Here is a 21,423-nt window from a genome sequence, read left to right as displayed (position 1 = left end):
TTATGCGTGAAGTTGCGGCATCGTAACATGGGCTTTCATCGCAACTTCTCACGCACCCACGCACCGTTTTTCATCACGCCCGCGATGCGCTCGCCCTGCCCCGTCAGCACGCGGATGTCCTTCAGCGGATCGCCGTCGACGACGAGCAGATCAGCATACGCACCCGCTGCGACGAACCCGAGCTTGCCCTTCATGTTGACGATCTCCGCGCCGATCGCAGTCGCCTGGCGAATGGCTTCGAATGCGCCGACGATATCCGCGCGTATCGACAGTTCATCGCTCTGATACTGATGCATGTCGCCGAGCAGATCGCTTCCAAGGCCGATCTTCACGCCGCGTCGATGCAGCATCGCGAGCGCTTCGAGACCGCGCTTGCGCACCGATTCGTTCTTGTCGAGCGTGTCTTGCGCGAGCCCCATCTGCGCGCCAACCTTCGACATCGCGTCATACGTGACGAGCGTCGGCACCGCGTAGGCGCCGTGTTCGGCCATGATGTTCGCGGCTTCTTCATCGATCAGATTGCCGTGCTCGATCGTGCGCACGCCGAGCTTCACCACGCGCGCGATCGCCTTCGCCGTGTACGCATGCGCCATCACATACGTCTGATGCGACTCCGCTTCTTCGACGGCGGCCTTCACTTCATCGACGGAAAATTGCAGGTTGCCGATGGGATCGGTCGGCGAAGCCACGCCGCCCGACGCCATGATCTTGATGTGATTCGCGCCCGCGCGCATTTCCTCGCGCACCGCCTTGCGCATTTCGTCGACGCCGTCGACCACGCGGCCGATCGCGCCCATGTTGCGATTGCAGCCGCATGGATCGGGATCGGTGTTGTCGAAGCGCTCCCGAAAATCGCCGTGGCCGCCTGTCTGCGAAAGCGCCTTGCCCGCGACGAACAAACGCGGTCCCGCGATCACGCCGTCTTCGATCGCGCGCGAAAGCGCATAGTCCGCGCCGCCCGCATCGCGCACGGTCGTGAAGCCGCGGTGCAACATGCCCGCGAGAATCGGCACGGCGCGCAACACGGCAAACGTGTTCGGCAAACGGCTGTTGTTGCCGAGATGCGCAACCGACGCGATCACATGCACATGGCAATCGATCATGCCGGGCATCACGGTCTTGCCGCCGACATCGATCACCTGCGCGCCGCTCGCCTCGACCGGTTCGCGCGTGACTTCGCGGATCGTATCGCCGTCGATCACGATGGAATAGCGCCCGTCGTCGCGTTCGTGATCGGCGTCGAGCACGCGTGCGTTCTTCAGTATCAGCATGACGATTCTCTCCGTCTATTTCAGCAGGAATCCGTGCGCGAGCGGATCGCGATCATCGACGAAGATCGTGTTGTGACCCGTCACGCGCGCCCATCCTTCGATGCCCGGCACGATTGCATCGAATTCGCCGACGCGCGCCGCTTCCATCGGAACGCCTTCGAACAAGGTGCCGATGATGCTCTCATGCACGAAGCGCTCGCCGATCTTCAACTGTCCCTTCGCGACGCGCTGCGCCATGCGTGCCGATGTGCCCGTGCCGCACGGCGAACGGTCGATGGCCTTGTCGCCGTAGAACACCGCGTTGCGCGCACTCGCGCCTTCCACTGTCGGCGCGCCGGTCCACATCACGTGACTGAGGCCGCGAATCGCGTCGTTCTCCGGATGCACGAACGCGTACTTCTCGTTCGCCTTCCGACGCAGGATCGGACTGAGCCGTTGGATGTCGGAAGGTTTCAGCGCATGCAGACCTTCGTAGTTCTGCTGCGGCTCGACGATTGCATAGAAGTTGCCGCCATATGCGACATCGAAACGAATCTCGCCGAGGCCTTCTACGTCCACGGACAAATCCTGCGAATGCAGAAACGACGGCACGTTCACGAGCTGCACGGAATCGACATGCTCGCCGTTCATGCGATATCGCGCGATGACGACACCCGCGGGCGTGTCGAGCCGCAACACGCCCGGCTCGCGCGGCCGCACCAGTCCGTTCTCGATGGCCGTCGTCACCGTGCCGATGGTGCCGTGGCCGCACATCGGCAGGCAGCCGCTCACCTCGATGAAGAGAATCGCGAGATCGCAATCGTCGCGCGTCGGCGGATAGAGAATGCTGCCGGACATCACTTCGTGGCCGCGCGGCTCGAACATGAGCGCCGTGCGTATCCAGTCGAATTCGCGCAAAAAATGCGCGCGCCGCTCGATCATGTTCGCGCCTTCGAGCGTCGGCGCGCCGCCCGCCACGACGCGCACCGGATTGCCGCACGTGTGTCCGTCGATGCAGAAGAACGTGGATTTCATCGCGCGAGCGCCCGCACATTCGCGATCGCCTTCTCGACGATCTCGATCGTCCGCTGCCGTTCCGCGCCTTCGAGCATCAAACGCGGCGCCTTCACATATTCCGGATAGCCCGCCGTGATGTTTTCCGCGAGCTTGATGTACTGCACGAGCTTCACGTGCGTGTCGAGATGAAATAGATCGATCAACGCGCGATACAGCGCGCGCGCCTTGTCATATTCGCCGTTCACCGCGTAGTTCAGCAAGTCGACCGATTCCTTCGGCATCGCGTTCGCCATGCCCGAGACCCAGCCCGTCACGCCGAGCGCGACGGATTCCACGATCAGATCGTCGACGCCGCAGAACACGACGAAGCGCTCGCCGAAGCGCGCGTAGAGATCGGTGACGCGCGTCGTGTCGTAGGTCTCTTCCTTGATCGCGACGACGTTCGGTTCATCGGCGAGTTGCGCGAGCAAGTCCGGCCGCATGTCCACGCCATAGCCGCGCGGATTGTTGTAAATCATGAGGCCGAGCTTCGTCGAACGCGCAATCGACCGATAATATTCGACGGTCTCGCGATCGTCCGAGCGATACGTGAGCCCCGGGAACACCATCAATCCTTGCACGCCTATTGTTTCGGCATCCTTGGCGAACTGTATTGCGCTTGCCGTGTTCAGTTCAGCGAGGCCCGAGATGACCGGGACGCGGCCATTCACCGTTTCGACGGCGATTTTCAGCACCGTGCGCTTTTCGTCGGGCGTAAGCTGCGCGTTCTCGCCGACCATGCCCATCATCACGACGCCGCCCACGCCGTTATCGATCAGACGGTTCAGGCCCGCGACAATGGCATCGCGATCGAGCGAGCCGTCTGCCTTCAGCTTCGTCGTGACGGCGGGGAATACGCCTTTCCAGTTCACTTGCATGTCTGCTCTCCGGTTTAGAAACGCGCAATCGAATAAGGTGTGAGCGGCACGCGCGGCGCGCGGTTCGCGAGGACATCGGCGACGAGCGCGGCGGTCGTCGCGGATTGCGTGAGGCCGAGATGACCATGCCCGAATGCATAGACCACCGACGGCGTGCGCGGCGATGCGCCGATCACCGGCAGCGAATCGGGCGTCGCGGGGCGATGGCCCATCCATTTTGCGGCGTCCGTATCGTCGATGCCCGGAATGAAGCGCTTGCCGAGCGCGAGCAACGCGTCGCTGCGGCGATAGTTCGGCGGCGCATCGATGCCCGCGAACTCCGCCGCGCCGCCGATGCGCAAGCCCACGTCGAGCGGCGTCGCGACGAACTTGCGCTCCGCGAAGATCACTTCGCGGGTCAGCGCGACGCCGTGCTTCGGCAGCGTTGCGTTATAGCCGCGCTCGCTTTCGAGCAACACGTTATCGCCGATTGAATTTGCAAGCGCCTTCGACCACGCGCCCGCCGCGATCACGATTCGTCGTCCTTTCACGCGCGCGCCGTCCTCGAGCAAAACCGATCCGGGCGTTTCGATGCCGCGCGCGAAACCCGTCACGAAGCGCGCGCCGAGCGCGCGCACGCGCTCGCGCAACAGCGTGACGATGCGGCGCGGATCGCCGATATGCGACCAGTCGTCGAGAAAGACGCCATGTCTGAACACGTGCGCGAGCGACGGTTCGCACTCGCGCACCTGCTGCGCGTTCAACGCATGCCAGCGTGCGCCGAGTTCGCGTTTGAAGGACCATTCGGGCTGATCGGCGGCGAAGGCTTCATCGGTTTCATAGACCGTGAGCGCGCCACGCCGATACAGCATCGCGCTCGCGCCAATATCGTCGAACATCGGCAGGATGTCGTCGTAGACGCGGTTGTTCAGCAGCGCGAGCGCGTGCGATATCGCCTGAAAACGCGCCGGTTCGCTCGCACGCCGGAACGCCATGAACCACGGCAGCGCCTTCGGCACATGCTTCCAGTCGAGCGCGAGCGGCCCGAGCGGATCAATCAGCCATTTCGCGGCCTTCGTGAACATGCCGTGCACGGCGATAGGCGTGCTTTCCGTCACCGCGATGCCGCCCGCATTGCCGTGCGACGCGCGATCGCCTTCGAACTCGCGATCGACGATCGTCACGCGCGCGCCATCGCGCGACGCGGCCCACGCGCACGCGAGTCCCACAATGCCCGCGCCGATCACCACGACATCCGCCATGTCTTCACTCGTCACGTCGTGATCCCGCGCGCGATTTGATGAGCTTGTCGTCGACGGCTTCGCACCATGTGTCGGCAAGCGTGAAGCCGGTCTGGAAGCGATCGGTCGGATCGACGCCGACCTGCGATATCGCCGTGATCCACGCCTGTCCCGCGACGACGGGCACGACGGCGGGAACATCGCCTAGACGCGTGACGGATTCGATGCGGCTTTCGAACACCGACCCGATGATCGACTCGTGCAGAAACGTCTCGCCGACATCGATCAATCCTTTCGCGTGCATCACCGCGAGCCGCGCGGACGTGCCCGTGCCGCACGGCGAACGGTCGCAGCGCCCCGGCGACACGATCACCGTGTTGCGCGATTTCAGCACGCCGCTTTCGCGTGCGAGGGGGCCGATAAACTCGGTCATCGTGATGCCCTTGATGAGCGGATTGAGCGGATGCGGCGATGGCAACTGTTCCGCCGCCGCGGCCTTGATGACTTGCCCCAGCTCGCACAGTTCGCGCGCTTCGTCGGGCGCGATGCGAAAGCCGAGCTTCTCCGCATCGACGATGACATACGTCATGCCGCCATAGCCGACATCCACGCTCAGACTGCCGATGCCTTCGACCTCGATCGTCCTGTCGAGATGATTCGCGAACGCCGGCTGATTCGTGAACTCGACCTTCGTGACCTTGCCGTTCGCGCACGAGCAACGCAGATGAATGAGGCCCGCGGGCGCTTCGAGCACGAGTTCGGTGACGGGCTCGGTCATCGGCAGGATGCCGGTTTCGAGCAGCACAGTCGCGACGCACATCGTGTTCGAACCGGACATCGCCGGATATTCGGTCGATTCCGCGATCACGTAGCCCATCTGCGCGCGCGGATCGGTCGCGGGCAGGATGAAGTTCACGGTCTGGTTCGCCGAACCGCGCGGCTCGAAGATGCAGATGCGGCGCAGGTCGTCGCGCACTTCTTCGAGGTGCATCATCTTGTCGAACATCGTGGCGCCGGGCACGTCGAAGACGCAGCCCGTCACGACGTTGCCGACTTCGCCTTCGGCATGGCAATTCACTACGGTCAGCGTGCGATTCCAGCGCATTTATTGCAGCGGCGCGTGCGCCGTCTCCTTGATGGTGACGACCGTGATGGTCGAGAGCAGCGCCGCGAGCATCACGAAGTACGCGGGCGAAAGCGGCGAGCCGGTCGCCTTGATGAGCGCGATGGAGATCATCGGCGCGAATCCGCCGAACACCGCGTTGGCAATGCCATAGCCGATCGACATCCACGTCGTGCGGATTTTCGTCGGGAAAAGTTCGGAGAGCACGGCCGGCCCGACGCCCGAAAATATGCCGATGACGACGCCGCCCAGCACCTGCACCGCGCCGACGATCGCCGCCGACTTGTATTCGAGCATCAGATGGAAGATCGGATACGGCAGCACGAGAAACGCGATGCAGCCGATCGCGTAGATGGGCTTGCGGCCGAAGCGGTCGGAGGCCGCGCCCCAGAAGGGGATCGACGCGGTCATCACGATGAGTCCCGCCGTGTTGAGCCAGAGCGCGGTCGACGGATGCATGCCGACATACTTCGTCGTGAACGACGGCAGATAGTTGAGCAGCACGTACAGCGAAACCGTCCATACGATGACAAGACCGCACGCCTGCAGGCCGAGCAGCGCGGGCGCGCGACCTTTGGTCCTCGGCGCTTCGTCGCTCGCGCTTTGATATGCGGGCGTTTCCTCGCTGCGCTTTCTGATGATCCAGCCGATCGGCCCGATCACGATCGCGCCGACGATGAACGGCACGCGCCAGCCCCAGTCGAGCATTGCCTGCGCAGAGAGCAGCGTCGTCATGAGCGCGGCCGCGCCCGAGCCGAGCAGCATGCCGCCGAGTGTGCTGCATTGCTGGAAGCTGCCGTAGAAACCGCGCCTGTTCTGCGGCGCCCATTCGACGAGATACGCGACCGCGTTGCCGAGTTCGCCGCCGACGGAAACGCCTTGCAGCATGCGCGCGGCCACGAGCAGGATCGGCGCCCATATGCCGATTGCCGCATACGTCGGCAGGAGCGCCATGAAGAGCGTGGCGGCGGCCATCAGCGGCATGACGAAGGTGAGCGTCCACTTGCGCCCTTTCTTGTCGCCAAGCCATCCGAAGATGATCGCGCCGAGCGGACGCGCCGCGAAGCCGAGGCCGAACGCGCCGAAGGTGCCGAGCATGGCGGCGAAGTCGTCGCCGGCCGGGAACATCACTTTGGCGATGACGGTCGCGAGAAACGCGTAGGTGCCGAAATCGAACCATTCGAGGATGTTGCCGACGACGGCGGCGGTGACTGCACGGCTGGATCTGGATGAGACTTTCGGTGAATCGCTTGCGACGTACGGGCTGGCAACGGCGTTGGCGCGGTCGGTCATGGCGGCTTCCTCGGATCGCTTAGGCTGCGGGTCCGGTCGATTGTGCGCCTGTCTCGATTTTGAATCAAGGATTTTGGATCCAAAAACGCTGCATGTGTCGTCAGAGAGAAAAAGCGAAGCGGCAGGCAACCTTTGATCTTCCGCCGCTTCGCGCGGCTGAACTATGCCAACCCTTCCATCAACGCCTCACGAAGGCAAAATTCGAAGACGAGATCGAAGGCAACTGGGCTGTCTTGAAGCCCAAGTCGTTACCTCGATAAGTGCCATCGTCTTGAAGCACAAACTGCGTGAGTGCGGAATTGTAATGATCCACAGTGAAGATCGACTGCGTCTTCGCATCATACTGAACTTGAGGGAAGCTTTGTCTCTGTGTTTCGGTCCGCTTTGTCACGCCGACATCCAAGTCGTAAATTATGACCGAAGCAATAAGGGTAGAGTCGTTGTTGTAAGAGAACACGACTTGATGATTATCGAACGCCTGGAGGCCATTGATGTACTGATACGGATACCTGTACGGATCGACGCCCGGCAGTTTCCTGATCTTGCCATTCGACAAATCTATTTCCGACATATCCGACGGGCCAGCATACACGGCAGGCGCCATGTAAATCGCACGCTTTCCGTCCGGTGTCACGACAAACTGCGTTTCGGCAAATGCGCCTGGTGTCGGTCCAACCGGAAGCGAAAACATCACATTCTTCGCCTTCATGTTCACGCGGCGAACGTACTGCTTGCCGGTGCCGGAGACATTGCCCAGCGTGTACACGCTGTCGTTGTCACCGGGAGTCGTATCGACTGCCGCAATATGATACGGATCGGAAAAGGTCATGACGTCGACGATCGCGCCGTGCGCCGCATCCAACGTACTGATGGAATTGTCCACTGCATAATACAGTCGTGAACCATCCGGCGAAGCTTTCAACACGGTGTCGGACGTACGACTCATTCGCGTGTTCCATAGCACTGTACGCGTAGCCATGTCGTATGCAATCAGTATGCTCGATTGCGCGCCTTTCATCTGCGGCCCGTCTTGCGATTTGATCTCCATTTCGAAGAAAAGCCGATTTTTAGCCGGACTCGCGACCATCTTGCGAATGAAAGCATCGGCTCCGCCGAAATTGAGTTCGAACGTGGACACAGCCTGACGAGTGTTCAGGTCGTATTCCGTGACCTTTGCAGGGCTCGAGACGCGCGTCACGATATAGACCGTATCGGTCTTGTGCGGACCATAAAACTTCTGCGCCATCTCGATATCGGTGGCGCTCAGTTTCCCGTCGCCGTTCCACTTCGGGTTGCAGTAGTTCATGACCGATGCGAGGTCCCACTCGCCGACCATCGTGTCGCCTCGTGTACCTTGCGCGGGTTCGATGCACGACGACGGCGTATCCGGCCGGTTCTGCTCATGCGCGAAACCAAGCGCGTGACCGAATTCGTGCGCAGCGATCCGTCGAATGCAATATTCTTCGCGTCCCTGGCAGTTCGGTTTCCAGTTATTGAACGTGAAATTGAGCGCCATGCCGCCCGGCGAATTGTTCAGCATCGCGCCGAGGCCCCACGTATGCGGGGCGCTCCCGGCGATGTCTTCGACTGAAATGCGTATGCCGTAGAAGTCTGGGTCGTTCGTACACTGCTGCCATCCGGTGAATTCGACGCCGGAGTGCTGCTCCCACGTTTCCCCCACCGCGGCGCGGGTCCATCCGCGTTCCGCTGAATAGCGCGCGAAGTCCGCGTTGTTGAGATCCCAGCAAACGCCGATCGGCACGCGATCCCAGATAACGGTCGACAAGGCATAGCCCTTTATCGTCGCATTACTCTGAGCCGCCGATTGTTCTGCCGAAGCCTTGGTGGTCCCGTTAAGCGCGTCGCTTCCGCTGTTACTTCCGCCGCACGCACTTATCAGTATCCCTGAAAATAACGCGAAGGCTAACCCCTTTAATTTTTCCATTTTCTTTTCCGTTATGACTAACCATGCGCCCTCGCGCAGGAACGGAGAAGTATATTTTCAAAGTGCAATCTGGGTTCGACGTATTACAGAATATTTCCACACGCTTTCAAAATCATTTGCCAACGCACAAGAAACCGCTTTTCGGAAACGTTCGTCGTCTCGCTCAACGCACCCCATAGAACATCTGCGCCATCACGATATCCGTCGCGCTGAGTTGCCCGTTACCGTTCCATTGCGGATTGCAGTAATTCATGATCGACGCCAGATCCCACGCGCCGATCATCGTGTCGCCGTAGGTGCCTTGCGCGGGCTCCTTGCACGTCGTCGATGGCGTGTCCGGCCGATTCTGTTCGTGCGCGAATCCCAGCGCGTGCCCGAACTCATGCGCGGCGATATTGCGGATGCAATACTCCTCACGCCCGACGCAACTCGGACTCCAGTTCCTGAACGTGAAGTTGAAAACCATTCCGCCGACGACATTGTTCAACTGAGTGCCGAGACCTTGCGTATGTGGCCCGTTCGCCGCGCTGTCTTCGAGCGATATACGAATGCCGTAGTAATTCGGCGCGTTCGTGCATTGCTGCCAGCCCGTGAACACGACGCCCGAATGCGCCTCCCAGCTCGCTTCGACCGCCTGCTGACTCCAGGACCGCTGTGTCGCATAGAGCGCGAAATCGGCATTGCTCAAGTCCCAGCACACGCCGATCGGGAACTGCTTCCAGATGACCGTCGACAGGGCAAATCCCTTGTTCGTGCCTTGCAGTTGGGCGTTGGACGTGGCGGAAGCGCCGCCGCTGTCCTCACCGCCGCACGCACTGAGCAGCATTCCTGACATCAATGCAAACAGCCACGCCCCGATTCGCCGCATCTTCTTCTCCGTTCCCGCTGCCACGCAAAGTAGAAGAAGTATATTTCCGAACGCACGCTCAAACGCGTCTGGTCATTCCATAAGACTCACAAAGCGCGCACGAAATTTACGGTCACGACCACGCCCCGCTCCGGATGCTCACGCGTCCCGAGCCCGATTTCCCCGCGATGCGCCTGTACAATTTCCTTCGCGATCGACAAACCCAAACCGGTGCCTTCCGTATCGGCGGATGCGCGATAGAACGGCTCGAACACGCGGCTGCGCGCTTCGGCGGGAATGCCGGGGCCGTCGTCGGTGACGGTCAGCGTCACGTTGCGCTCATCGCGCGCGACGGCGACGGTCACATGCCCGCCCGCCTGCGTATAGCGAATCGCGTTCTCGGTGACGTTGTAGATGAGCGCCGACAGCAAACCCTCATGCCCGATGACCCACGCCGATCCGGTCAGGTCCGCGCCCAGATCGATCTCGCGCTTCTGCGCGAACATCGCGAGGTCTTCGATCACATCCTGCGCGATCGCGCAAAGCTCGACCTTCTGCTTCGCGAGTTGTGTGTAGTCCGCGGCTTCGGCCTGCGCGAGCAGCAGCAGCTTGTTGGTCAGGCCGACCATCGAACGATTGCTCCGCTGCATCGCCGCGAGCGCTTCGTTCAGCGACGGCTCCATCTCCCGATGCTGCCGTGCAAACTGCAATTGCGTCTCCAGCAGCGTGAGCGGCGTGCGCAACTGATGCGCCGCATCCGCGATGAAGCGCCGCTGCGCCGCGACCTGAAGCCCCAGCCGCGCGATGCACTGGTTGATCGCCTCGACGATCGGCCGCAGTTCCGTGTGCAGGCGCTCGACGCGCAACGGCTCGAGCTGCATCGGATCGCGGTCCATCACTTCTTCCTTCACCTTCAGGAGCGGCCGCAATTCGAACGTCAAGCCGATGCACGCGAGCGCGACGGCGAGCAGCACGATCTCGATCTGCCGCACGAGCTGCGGACGCCACAGTTCGCGCACCATCGCATCGCGCGACGCCTGCGTCTTGCCGACGGAAACGAGCACGCGGCGTATCGCGCCGTTGTCGTACATCTGGCGCACGAAACCGACGGCGCGTATCGGCTTGCCGTGAAGATCGGCGTCGTAGTAATTCGGGGCGTCGTGTCCGTCGGCGGCGCGCGTCGGGAAGTCGGGTGCGCCGGCGAGCAGGCGGCCATCGTCGACGCTCACGTTGTAGAAAACCTGATCGCCCTGCGGCGATGCGAACACTTCGAGCGCGGAAGGCGGAACGTCGACGAGCAATCTGCCGTCCGACCATTCGACCTCGCCCGCGATCATCCGCGCCGATGCCAGCAGCGTGTTTTCCTGCACGAGATCGGCCGTATGGCGCGCGTTGTCGTACGCGGCCTTGCCCGTCATGAACACGTACATGGCGAGCGGCACGAGCAGCCACCACAAAAGACGCACGCGCAGGCTATTGGTCATGGTCCTTCCTGCGCAACAGATAGCCGAGGCCGCGCAGCGTGACGATGGCGGCCGAGCTGCCGTCGAGCTTCTTGCGCAGCCGCGACACGTAGATTTCGAGCGCGTCCTCGCTCGGGCTGTCCTCGTGCGTGATCGCATCGAGCAAGGACGCCTTCGAGACTGTCTTGCCGAGACGCAGGATCAGCGCTTCGAGCACGCTGCGCTCGCGCGGCGTCACCGCGAGCGGCGCGCCCTTGAGCGCGAACTGGCGTGTGTCGATATCGAACACGAGGTCGCCGCACGACACCTCGTTCGCCGTCGACGACGTGCGCCGCCGGATCATCACCTTGACGCGCGCGACGAGTTCGCGCACTTCGAACGGCTTGACGAGATAGTCGTCCGCACCCGCGCCGAGCAGTTCCACTTTTTCGTCGATGGAGCCGCTCGCCGTGAGGATCATCACCGGCGTCGGATCGCCGCGCTGGCGCAGGCGTCGCAACACATTCTTGCCGGAAAGCCGCGGAAGGTTGAGATCGAGCAGCACGACATCGTATTGATTCGTGCGCAGAAGTTGATCGGCCGACTCGCCGTCCTGCACCGTTTCGAGCGCGAACGCCTCCTGTTCCAGCATCTTGGCGAGCCAGAGCGCGAGCGTCGGATTGTCTTCGATCAGCAGCAGCTTCATGGTGCGCGATTGTATTGCGTGGACGCTCCGTTAAGCATCGGGTTAACACCCATGTTTCGACATCGACGCAGAAAGCTCACAGAAGGTTTCACCTTTCTATAATCGCCACGCACAACTGAAAAAGCGGGCCTTCACTTACAACACGGCCCACACCAAGGAGACTTCCGATGCGTACCTTGCGCCAGATCGCTGCTGTGTCCAGCGTCGCTTTCGCCCTCGCTGCCACGTCCGTTTCCGCGTATGCGGAGAAAATTTCCATCATGGTCGGCGGCGCGACCAAGATCATCTATCTGCCCGCGAAGCTGACCGAGCAGCTCGGCTACTTCAAGGACGAAGGCCTCGACGTCGAAATTCTCTCGCAGCCCGCCGGCGTCGATGCCGAGAACGAGTTGCTGGCGGGCGCGGTGCAAGGCGTCGTCGGCTTCTACGATCACACCATCGACTTGCAGAGCAAGGGCAAGGAAGTGCAGGCGCTCGTGATCTTCGGGCAAGTGCCGGGCGAAGTCGAACTGGTGTCGACGAAACAGGCCGGCAAGCTGAAAAGCATGGCCGATGTCAAAGGCAAGACGCTCGGCGTGACGGGCCTCGGCTCGTCGACGAGCTTTCTCACGCAATATCTCGCGCAACGCGCGGGCGTGAGCTCGAAGGAATACACGCTGCTGCCGGTCGGCGCGGACGCGAGCTTCATCGCCGCGATCAAGCAGGAGCGCATCGACGCGGGCATGACGACCGAGCCGACCGTCTCGCAACTGCTGAAGACCGGCGAGGCGCAGGTGCTCGTCGACATGCGGACGATCGAAGGCACGCGCGCCGCGCTCGGCGGCACGTATCCGGCGTCGAGCTTCTACGTGCAGCGCGCGTGGGCCGAAGCGCACAAGGCCGACGCGGCGAAGCTCTCGCGCGCGTTCGCGAAGACGCTGAACTTCATTTCGACGCACAGCGCCGAGGAAATCGCCGAGAAAATGCCGAAGGACTATTACGCGAAGAACAAGGAGTTGTACGTAGCCGCGCTGAAGGCTTCGCTGCCGATGTTCACCAAAGACGGCAAGATGCCCGCCGATGGTCCCGATACCGTGCTGAAGGTGCTGGCCGCGTTCAATCCGTCGGTGAAGGGCAAGCATATCGATCTCGCGCGCACGTACTCGAACGAATATCTGTCGGGCACGGCAACCGCGTCGAAGTGAGGATCTGGCGATGAATCAATCCACTCAACCCGCGATCGAACTGCGCAACGTCTCGTGCCGCTTCATCTCGCCGGACGGCCGCGCGACCGTCGCGCTGCGCGAATTCAGCATGTCGGTCGCGAAGGGCGAGTTCGTCGCGATCGTCGGTCCGACGGGCTGCGGCAAGTCCACCACGCTCAGCATGATCACGGGCCTGCTCAAGCCGACAACGGGCGAAGTGCGCGTGATGGGCCAGCCGGTCGATGGCATCGATCCGCGCATCGGCTTCGTGTTTCAGGCCGATGCCGTGTTCCCGTGGCGCTCGGTGCTCGACAACGTCGCGGCCGGTCCGCTCTATCGCGGCCGCTCGAAGTCCGCCGCCTACGACGAAGCGCAGTCGTGGCTGCGCCGTGTCGGCCTCGACAAGTTCGGCAAGCATTATCCGCATCAGTTGTCGGGCGGCATGAGAAAGCGTGTCGCGCTCGCGCAGACGTTCATCAACAAGCCGGAAATCCTGCTGATGGACGAGCCCTTCTCCGCGCTCGACATGCAGACGCGCACGCTGATGCAGGATGAACTGCTGCAACTGTGGTCGGCGAACGCGGGTTCGGTGGTGTTCGTCACGCACGATCTGGAAGAGGCGATCGCGCTCGCGGACCGCGTGTTCGTGCTCACCGCGCGCCCGGCGACGCTCAAGAAGGTCTACGAGATCGATCTGCCGCGCCCGCGCGTCACGTCGGAGATTCGCTATCACCCGCGCTTCATCGAGATTTCGCGCGATATCTGGCACGACTTGCGCGAAGAAGTGCAGATCGGTTGAACCTGTCGAAAGGAAACGAAAACATGTCAACGCCTCAACAAGCGATGCTCGCGGGCATCGATCCGGGCGCGCTCGCGCAAGTCGAACGCGAGGCGCAAAAGCGCATCAGGCAACGCAAGGCGCTCGTGATCGGCTTGCGTATCGCGGTGCTCGTGCTCGTGCTCGGCGGATGGGAACTGTCGGCGCGCCGTCACTGGATCGATCCGTTCTTCTTCTCGATGCCGTCCGCGATCTTCGATCAGATCGTCGAATGGTTCGTCGACGGCACCTCGCAAGGGCCGCTGCTCACGCAAGTGTGGGTCACGCTGGAAGAGACGATTCTCGGCTTTCTCATCGGCTCGGCGGGCGGCATCGTCTGCGGCATCGTGCTCGGGCGCAACAAGCTGCTGTCGGACGTGTTCAGCATCTACATCAAGATCGCCAACTCCATCCCGCGCGTCGTGCTCGGCTCGGTCTTCGTGATCGCGCTGGGTCTCGGCATGGCGTCGAAGGTCGCGCTCGCCGTGGTGATGGTCTTCTTCGTCGTGTTCGCGAATGCCTTCCAGGGCGTGCGCGAAGCCGACCGTTACATGATCGCGAATGCGCAGATTCTCGGCGCGTCGCGGCGGCAAGTGACGACGTCGGTGGTGATTCCGTCGGCGCTGTCGTGGATTCTCGCGAGTCTGCACGTGAGCTTCGGCTTTGCGCTCGTCGGCGCGGTCGTCGGCGAGTTCCTCGGATCGAAGCAGGGCATCGGCTTGCTGATCTCGACGGCGCAAGGCGCGTTCAACGCGAGCGGTGTGTTCGCGGCGATGATCGTGCTCGCGGTCGTCGCGCTCGCGGCGGATTATCTGCTGACGGCGGTCGAGCAGCGTCTCTTGAAGTGGCGGCCCACGGCGAACTGATGCGCGCCATGTAAAAAACCCCACGCTTTCGATGAAAGCGTGGGGCTTTTCTTTTTGGCGCCCAGCCCAGCTCGATTCAGCGCAGTCCGACTTGCCTTGCCCGTGAGACGCTGCAACCCGCGTGTTCGGTGAATACGACACGGCTCTGGTTGTTGTAGTAGACCGCGTAGCGGTCCACGCCGTGTTTGCCGAAGCCGTATTCGGTGCACACCGAATGCCACGGTCCCCAGCTTCCGTCGGGCGGTCCGAGATGGTCTTCCACGTCCGCCCGCGTCATGCCCACTTTCACGCGGCTCATGAATTCGGTCGGGTCCGGGTCCTTGATGAAGACCGAACATCCGTTCAGCCCGATGAGAACGAGGACAAGGCCCACTACGCTGCATACTTTCGATTGGAACATCGCTTCAGCCCGAGCAAAAGGCTAAAACTAACGTCATCGGATACGCGGGACAATCAAACTACTCCGAAAGTGCTCGGGAACGGCGTCGCGCGAGTTCCGCCGCGCCGATGCACGCAGCGAGCCACGCGCCGCCCGACGCGAAGCCGCCGATCACATCGCCGGGAAAGTGCACGCCGATCACGATGCGGCTCGCGCCGATCGCCAGCACGATGAAGCACGCCAGCGCGACGATGAACGGATCGCGGCGCGTCGGCGCGAGGCGCAGCAGAACGTAGGCGCACATGCCATAGCAGACGATCGAGCCGAACGTATGCCCGCTCGGAAACGCGAAGCTCTCGGGCAGCGGCACGACGGAACCGGTCGGGCGGTCGCGGCGCATCATCGCCTTGAGCGCCTGGTTGATGACGCCGCCCGCGCTCGTGACCGCCGCGAAGTACACGGCGAGCCCGAAGCGGCGCGCGAGCAGCAGCGCCACGGACATCAGCACGCACAGCAGCGTGAGATACCACGGATCGCCGAAATGCGTGAGGCCGGCGAACCAGCGCGCGGCGGGCGCGGGCGTGCCGTCGCGCACGGCGTCGAGCAGAAGCTGATCCGCCGATGCGAACGCCGTGCCGCGCGCGATGCGCGTTGCGATTGCGATGAACACCGACGCGCCGAGCGCGGCGAGCACGCCCGCCGTGACGGCGACGGCCGCGCCCGGGACGCGCTGGCAGCGCGCGGCGCGGGCCCACGCGAGCGCGACGAGCGATGGTAAGACGAAGAGCGCAATCGCGATGATCGCAACCGCATGACGTTGCACGAGCGCCGTGTAATCCATGATGTCCTGTTTCTCCGATCCGGTATGGCCGGCGTTCGCGGATTCAGGACGAGGCTGCGCCGACCTCCGCTTCGAGCGGCCGTTCCCAGCCGAAGGCGCGGACCCGCGTGACCGGTTTGTCCACGACGAGCACGCCGCAAATTCCGCCGGGCATCGGCAGTGTAAGACCGTGCCAGTCGGTGTCCGGTTCGGCGCGCTGCGCGCGCGTCGCCGCGATCCGCGCCGCTTCGTCCCACATCGACTGCCGGGCGACGGCGTCTTGCGCCCCGGCAGGCTCGACGGTCAGGCCGAGACCTATTCTCGCCGATGCCACCGCGATCACGATCCAGATGCCCGAATACGCGACATCGACGTGAATCGCGCCTTCGACGTTTGGATGCGTCACGACGATGCGCTCGCCCGGCTCGTCATCGACGCCGACTTCATGTGGCTCGCAGCCGAGCATGTGCGAGAGCACGAGACGCAGCGTCGCGCGCGCGACGGAAAAGCGCCGCCCGAGCGCGGAATTCGGATGCAGCCGCGCGCGTTTGCGTTCGGCCGCGCTGAGCCAGTTGCCGATATTCGACGCCGACGCAAACCGGAATTCGCTCGGCACCAGCCATAGACAGACCTCGGCGGGCGCGGGCGGTTCATGGATTTGCACGCGCGCCTTGGCGAGGTCGAAGTAGCGCCACGGAACGTCGGTGGCGTCGAGCCGGGAGATGCGTTGAGTGGCAGGCATGCGCCGGAATGTTCCGCATTCAGGGACAAAGCATCATTTTCTACATTGTTAGCTTATGGGAAGCTTAGGAGCCTGGAACCGGGCGCGTATTGAAACGCCCCGCCTACGGGTCATCCCCGAGTTGAGCTTTCATCAACGCCGCCCTCAAAAATCCTCGATTCCTCCCCGCACGACGCCCGCCGCAGAATGCCTCACATCCACCGCATCGGTGGCGGAACTGCGCACATCACGCGGACACAAGGAAGGAGTCAATGGAAAAGAATCTGTTCATCGGCGAAGGCTTCGAAGGGCCGGGCGTCAATCTCGCGCACATCAACGTGCTGGTCGGACCGCGCAACGGCCCCGCCGGTCACGCCTTCGCGACCGCGCTCGCGACGCCGTCCGCCGGGCACGCGCCGTTCGTCGTGATTGCGCAGCCGGGCGTGCCGGCCAAGCCGCTGACGCTCTACGTCAACAAGGCGCAGATCGAAGGCGATTTCCACGGCAACGCGACGTGGGGCGCATCGCAGGCGGGCATCGCGAAGGCGGTCGCCGAATCGCTCGAAAACGGCACGCTGCCGCCGGAAGCGGAGAACGACTGGGTCGTCGTGTCGGCGAACTGGGTGAACCCGAAAACCGACGATCTCGACGCCGTGTTCGCGAACAACTACCGCGCGTGCAAGAACGCGATCATCGCCGCGATGGAAGGCCTGCCGCGCAAGGAAGCCGTGTTCAAGGCCGCGCGCGATGTGTCGAATCCGTTCTACACGCCGAAGAAGTAAGGAGCTTTCGACAATGGAATATGTGCGTCTCGGCCAGTCCGGCCTGAAAGTCTCGCGCCTGTGCCTCGGCACGATGAACATGGGCACGCCGCAATGGAAGCCCTGGATTTTCGACGAAGCGCAAAGCGAGCCGATCGTGAAACATGCGCTCGACCACGGCGTGAACTTCGTCGATCTCGCCGATTTCTATTCGACGGGCGTCGGCGAGGAAGTCGTCGGCCGCATTCTGAAGCGGCTCGTCAAGCGCGATGAAGTCGTCGTGACGACGAAAGTCGGCTACGACATGGCGAGCCACGCGAACGCGGGCGGCCATTCGCGCAAGCACATCATGGACGGCATCGACGGCTCCTTGACGCGTCTCGGCATGGATTACGTCGACATCTACATGCTGCATTACTTCGACGTGAACACGCCCGTCGAGGAAACGATGGGCGCGCTCGACGATATCGTGCGCGCGGGCAAGGCGCGCTACATCGGCGTATCGACGATGTACACATGGCAGTTCGCCAAAATCATGCAGGCGTGCGAGCGTCACGGCTGGCACAAGCCGATCAACATGCAGTTGCAGTTGAACGTCGCGTATCGCGAGGAAGAGCGCGAGATGATCCCCTACTGCATCGATCAGGGCGTGGGCGTTTCGGTGTTCAGTCCGCTCGCGCGCGGCCTGCTCACCTCCGATGCGAAGTCCACGCGCAATCAGACCGATTTCTTCACCGCGCAAATGTACGGCGATCGCGCGTCGCAGGACATCGCGGCATCGGTTGCGCGCGTCGCGGCGCGGCGCGGCGTGCCGGCGGCTCAGATCGCGCAGGCGTGGGTGCTGAGCCGGCCCGGCATCTCGTCGATGCTCGTCGGCGCGGATTCGGCCGCGCAGTTCGACAGCGCCATCGCCGCGCTCGACACGAAGCTCGACGACGACGAACTGCACGAGCTCGACCGCAACTACACGCCGTGCGATCTCATCAACGATTACACGGCGGGACGGCGCATCGCGCGCGAGGCGCGTGCGGCACAAGGCGCGTTCGATGACGCACTGGAGCGCGCGGCATGACGAACCTCATGCAGACGAATCACTACATCGACGGCAAGTGGCGCGAAAGCGCGGGCACGTATCCCGTGCGCAATCCCGCGACGGGCGAGGCAATCGCAAACGTCGCGCGCGGCGGCAGTGCGGAGACGCAATTGGCCATCGATGCCGCGAAGCGCGCGTTTCCTGCCTGGCGCGCGCTGACGGCGAAGGAACGCAGCGTGCGCGTGAAACGCTGGGGCGAACTGATGCTCGCCCACCGCAACACGCTCGCGGAACTGCTGACGCGCGAACAGGGCAAGCCGCTCGCCGAAGCGCTCGGCGAAGTCGCTTACGCGGCGAGCTTCTTCGAATGGTTCGCGGAAGAAGCGAAGCGCAGCTACGGCGACATCATCCCGAGTCCGAAGCCGAATTCGAAGATCGTCGTGACGCGCGAGCCGGTCGGCGTCGTCGCGGCCATCACGCCGTGGAATTTCCCGCTCGCGATGATCACGCGCAAGGCCGGCCCCGCGCTCGCCGCGGGCTGCACGATGGTGCTCAAGCCGTCGGAAGAGACACCGCTCTCCGCGCTCGCGCTGGCGGTGCTCGCCGAACAAGCGGGCATTCCGGCGGGCGTGTTCAACGTCGTGTCAGGCGATGCCGTGGCCATCGGCGCGGTGCTCACCGAATCGCCCGATGTGCGCAAGCTCTCGTTCACCGGCTCGACGCGCGTCGGCAAGCTGCTCGCAAAGCAATCGGCGGATACGTTGAAGAAGCTGTCGCTGGAACTCGGCGGCAATGCGCCTTTCATCGTATTCGACGACGCCGATATCGATGCCGCCGTGCAAGGCGCGATCGCTTCGAAGTTCCGCAACACCGGGCAGACGTGCGTGTGCGTGAATCGCTTCTACGTGCAGGACGGCGTCTACGAAGCCTTCACACAAGCGTTGACGCGCGCGGTGCACAAGCTGCGCGTGGGTAACGGGCTCGAAGGCGAATTCGATCAGGGACCGCTCATCAACGAGGCCGCGTTGCAGAAGGTTCAAACGCATGTCGCCGATGCGGTGAGCAAGGGCGCGACAGTGCTGACGGGCGGCAAGCCGCACGCGCTCGGCGGCACGTTCTACCAACCGACGGTGCTGGCGGACGTGAAGCCTTCGATGTGCATCGCCGGCGAAGAAACCTTCGGTCCGGTCGCCGCATGCTTTCGTTTCGCGACGGAAGAGGAAGTCATCGCCGCCGCGAACGACACGCCTTACGGCCTCTCCGCGTACTTCTACACGCGCGATCTGGGCCGCGCGTGGCGCGTCGCGGAGGCGCTGGAGAGCGGCATGGTCGGCATCAACGAAGGCATCATCTCGACGGAAGTCGCGCCCTTCGGCGGCGTGAAGCAATCGGGACTGGGCCGCGAAGGATCGAAGTACGGGCTCGACGAATACATGGAGCTCAAGTACATGATGATGGCCGGACTCGGCCGCTGATTCATCGCCACACCGCGCACGCACGAACATACGAACGACTAGCGCCACGGGTGCGCGGTATTTTGCGGCGTAAGACGCGCCGCTCCGCTCGAAGTGGAGGAGATACTCATGGACTTGCAAAGCGTGAGCGCACAGCCGCTCGCATCAGGCGCCGCTGCGCCTTTCGATACGTCGCGCAACCGCGTTGCCCTCGACGACGTGCCGCTGAACCGCTTCCACGTGAAGATCGCGGGTCTCACGTTCGGCGCGCATTTCACCGAAGGTTATGCGCTCGGCACGATCGGTTACGCGCTGTCGTCGTTGAACCGGCAGATTCCGCTCGACGCGTTCTGGATGGGCCTGCTCGGTTCATCGGCGCTGATCGGCATCTTTCTCGGCAGTCTCGTGTTCGGCTGGCTGTCCGACAAGCTCGGCCGCCAGAAGATTTTCCTCTTGAGCTTCGTCATCATCACGGCGGCCGCGTTCGCGCAGTTCCATGCGACGACGCCCGCGATGCTCGTCGGCTTGCGTGTGCTGATCGGCTTCGGCATGGGCGGCGATTTCGCCGTGGGGCACGCGATTCTCGCGGAGTTCTCGCCGCGCAAGCAACGCGGCGTGCTGCTCGGCTCGTTCAGCGTGATCTGGACGATCGGCTATGTGATCGCGAACGTGCTCGGCATGCATTACGCGGACGCATCGCCCGATGCGTGGCGCTGGCTGCTCGCCTCCGCCGGCGTGCCCGCGCTGCTCGTGCTCGTCATGCGTATCGGCACGCCCGAGTCGCCGCGCTGGCTGCTCGGCCAAGGTCGCGTCGATGAAGCGATGCGTATCGTGCGCAAGCACTTCGGACCAAACGTGACGCTCGAAGCCGATACGGGCGAGCACTTCGCCGGCAAAGGCGGTTTCGCGCGCCTCTTCAAACCCGACCTCGTCCGCCGCACGGTCTTCAATTGCGCGTTCTTCGTGTGTCTCGTGATTCCCTACTTCGCCATCTACACGTTCCTGCCGAGCATTCTCACGGCGATCCGTCTGCCCGAAGGCTCGGGCGCCGATCTGCTGCTGAATGCGTTTCTGGTGCTGGGCGCGCTGCTCGGCATCTGGCTGACGATCAAGCTGTCGCGGCGCTCGTTCCTGATCGGATCGTTCGCGGTGTGTTGCCTGTCGCTCTTTGCGCTGAGCGTGCTGCCGTCATCGGCGAGTGTCGGGATGATCGTCGCGTTCGGCGTCTTCACGCTGACGATGTCGGCGTTCTCTAATCTCGTCGGCGTGTTTCCGCCGGAGTGCTTTCCGACCGAGGCGCGGGCGTGCGGCGTGGGCCTGTCGATCGCGTGCAGCCGGCTGGGATCGGCGGTGGGCACTTTCCTGCTGCCGGTTGGCATCGCGCAGGCCGGCGTGCAGATGACGATGCTCGCGCTCGCGGGCGTGCTGCTCGTCGGCATGCTGGTGTCGATCGCGTGGGCGCCGGAGACGAAGCATCTCACGCTGAATCAGGCGAGCGCGGGGTGAACGATACGTCGCGTGGCGACGACTAGATTTTCTAGTCCGCTGCGCAAGTTCTTCTCATTTGTCCGGCGGCTTCGGGACGACGATAGTTGAGTCCAACGAGACGACAACGGTTCTCGCCACTC

20 protein-coding genes are annotated in these 21,423 nt (G+C 63.0%); 7 read left to right on the top strand and 13 right to left on the bottom strand.

The genetic code is table 11. From position 1 onward, the window contains the following. Window positions 1-35 precede the first annotated feature (35 nt). The 10 genes from AWB77_RS18395 to AWB77_RS18350 form a co-directional block, all read right to left on the bottom strand. A complete protein-coding gene (locus AWB77_RS18395; protein WP_061135884.1) occupies window positions 36-1,271 on the bottom strand; it encodes a metal-dependent hydrolase family protein in 1,236 nt (411 codons plus the stop codon). 15 nt (window positions 1,272-1,286) lie between these two features. Further along, a complete protein-coding gene (locus AWB77_RS18390) occupies window positions 1,287-2,285 on the bottom strand; it encodes a 4-hydroxyproline epimerase (protein WP_061135883.1) in 999 nt (332 codons plus the stop codon). Beyond that, on the bottom strand, window positions 2,282-3,184 hold the full coding sequence (locus tag AWB77_RS18385; protein WP_061135882.1) for a dihydrodipicolinate synthase family protein: 903 nt from the start codon (window positions 3,182-3,184) through the stop codon (window positions 2,282-2,284). Before AWB77_RS18385 ends, AWB77_RS18390 begins: the two co-directional genes overlap by 4 nt. A gap of 14 nt (window positions 3,185-3,198) precedes the next feature. Continuing rightward, a complete protein-coding gene (locus AWB77_RS18380; RefSeq protein WP_061135881.1) occupies window positions 3,199-4,425 on the bottom strand; it encodes an NAD(P)/FAD-dependent oxidoreductase in 1,227 nt (408 codons plus the stop codon). A 4-nt stretch (window positions 4,426-4,429) separates the two neighbouring features. Then, window positions 4,430-5,509 carry a proline racemase family protein gene (locus tag AWB77_RS18375; RefSeq protein ID WP_061135880.1) on the bottom strand — a complete coding sequence of 360 codons (1,080 nt, stop codon included), beginning with the start codon at window positions 5,507-5,509 and terminating at the stop codon, window positions 4,430-4,432. Next, window positions 5,510-6,820, bottom strand: coding sequence for an MFS transporter (locus AWB77_RS18370; protein ID WP_061135879.1), 1,311 nt, complete (start codon window positions 6,818-6,820; stop codon window positions 5,510-5,512). It abuts the gene before it with no gap. 178 nt (window positions 6,821-6,998) lie between these two features. Further along, window positions 6,999-8,765: a zinc metalloprotease gene (locus AWB77_RS36635; protein ID WP_208601531.1), complete on the bottom strand. Its 1,767-nt coding sequence runs from the start codon at window positions 8,763-8,765 to the stop codon at window positions 6,999-7,001. A 163-nt stretch (window positions 8,766-8,928) separates the two neighbouring features. Then, window positions 8,929-9,633, bottom strand: coding sequence for a M12 family metallopeptidase (locus AWB77_RS18360; protein WP_244158571.1), 705 nt, complete (start codon window positions 9,631-9,633; stop codon window positions 8,929-8,931). Window positions 9,634-9,719: 86 nt separating this feature from the next. Further along, a complete protein-coding gene (locus tag AWB77_RS18355) occupies window positions 9,720-11,096 on the bottom strand; it encodes a sensor histidine kinase (protein WP_061135877.1) in 1,377 nt (458 codons plus the stop codon). Next, entirely contained in the window at window positions 11,086-11,760 is a 675-nt protein-coding gene (locus AWB77_RS18350; protein ID WP_061135876.1) for a response regulator, read from the bottom strand. The genes AWB77_RS18355 and AWB77_RS18350 overlap by 11 nt, the downstream gene beginning before the upstream one ends. A 167-nt stretch (window positions 11,761-11,927) precedes the next feature. Between AWB77_RS18350 and AWB77_RS18345 the strand changes: the two genes are divergently transcribed. Genes AWB77_RS18345 through AWB77_RS18335 form a run of 3 tightly spaced genes read left to right on the top strand, consistent with a single transcriptional unit; the run spans window position 11,928 to window position 14,627 of the window. Beyond that, a complete protein-coding gene (locus tag AWB77_RS18345; RefSeq protein WP_061135875.1) occupies window positions 11,928-12,944 on the top strand; it encodes an ABC transporter substrate-binding protein in 1,017 nt (338 codons plus the stop codon). Between the two features lie 10 nt (window positions 12,945-12,954). Then, window positions 12,955-13,743 carry an ABC transporter ATP-binding protein gene (locus tag AWB77_RS18340; protein ID WP_061135874.1) on the top strand — a complete coding sequence of 263 codons (789 nt, stop codon included), beginning with the start codon at window positions 12,955-12,957 and terminating at the stop codon, window positions 13,741-13,743. Window positions 13,744-13,766: 23 nt separating this feature from the next. After that, the gene (locus AWB77_RS18335) at window positions 13,767-14,627 is read left to right on the top strand and encodes an ABC transporter permease (RefSeq protein ID WP_061136064.1); all 861 of its coding nucleotides are present in this window, start codon (window positions 13,767-13,769) and stop codon (window positions 14,625-14,627) included. Between the two features lie 76 nt (window positions 14,628-14,703). Here the strand turns inward: AWB77_RS18335 and AWB77_RS18330 are convergent, their stop codons facing one another. The 3 genes from AWB77_RS18330 to AWB77_RS18320 are packed head-to-tail and all read right to left on the bottom strand — an operon-like array spanning window position 14,704 to window position 16,568. Continuing rightward, complete coding sequence (locus tag AWB77_RS18330) at window positions 14,704-15,027, bottom strand: outer membrane protein assembly factor BamE (protein WP_061135873.1); 324 nt, start codon at window positions 15,025-15,027, stop codon at window positions 14,704-14,706. Between the two features lie 58 nt (window positions 15,028-15,085). Then, the gene (locus tag AWB77_RS18325; RefSeq protein WP_061135872.1) at window positions 15,086-15,847 is read right to left on the bottom strand and encodes a phosphatase PAP2 family protein; all 762 of its coding nucleotides are present in this window, start codon (window positions 15,845-15,847) and stop codon (window positions 15,086-15,088) included. A 43-nt stretch (window positions 15,848-15,890) separates the two neighbouring features. After that, complete coding sequence (locus tag AWB77_RS18320; RefSeq protein ID WP_061135871.1) at window positions 15,891-16,568, bottom strand: 4'-phosphopantetheinyl transferase family protein; 678 nt, start codon at window positions 16,566-16,568, stop codon at window positions 15,891-15,893. A 251-nt stretch (window positions 16,569-16,819) separates the two neighbouring features. Here AWB77_RS18320 and fae point away from each other — a divergent pair, with 251 nt between their 5' ends. The 4 genes from fae (at window position 16,820) to AWB77_RS18300 (ending at window position 21,301) form a co-directional block, all read left to right on the top strand. Next, window positions 16,820-17,329: a formaldehyde-activating enzyme gene (gene fae, locus AWB77_RS18315; protein ID WP_061135870.1), complete on the top strand. Its 510-nt coding sequence runs from the start codon at window positions 16,820-16,822 to the stop codon at window positions 17,327-17,329. Window positions 17,330-17,342: 13 nt separating this feature from the next. Then, the gene (locus tag AWB77_RS18310) at window positions 17,343-18,380 is read left to right on the top strand and encodes an aldo/keto reductase (protein ID WP_061135869.1); all 1,038 of its coding nucleotides are present in this window, start codon (window positions 17,343-17,345) and stop codon (window positions 18,378-18,380) included. Further along, the gene (locus tag AWB77_RS18305) at window positions 18,377-19,816 is read left to right on the top strand and encodes an NAD-dependent succinate-semialdehyde dehydrogenase (RefSeq protein WP_061135868.1); all 1,440 of its coding nucleotides are present in this window, start codon (window positions 18,377-18,379) and stop codon (window positions 19,814-19,816) included. Before AWB77_RS18310 ends, AWB77_RS18305 begins: the two co-directional genes overlap by 4 nt. A 108-nt stretch (window positions 19,817-19,924) precedes the next feature. Then, a complete protein-coding gene (locus tag AWB77_RS18300; protein ID WP_061135867.1) occupies window positions 19,925-21,301 on the top strand; it encodes an MFS transporter in 1,377 nt (458 codons plus the stop codon). Window positions 21,302-21,423 lie beyond the last annotated feature (122 nt).

The sequence above is a fragment of the Caballeronia fortuita genome (assembly GCF_001544835.2).
Lineage (GTDB): Bacteria > Pseudomonadota > Gammaproteobacteria > Burkholderiales > Burkholderiaceae > Caballeronia > Caballeronia fortuita.
This window is presented reverse-complemented; position numbering and strand designations above follow the sequence as displayed.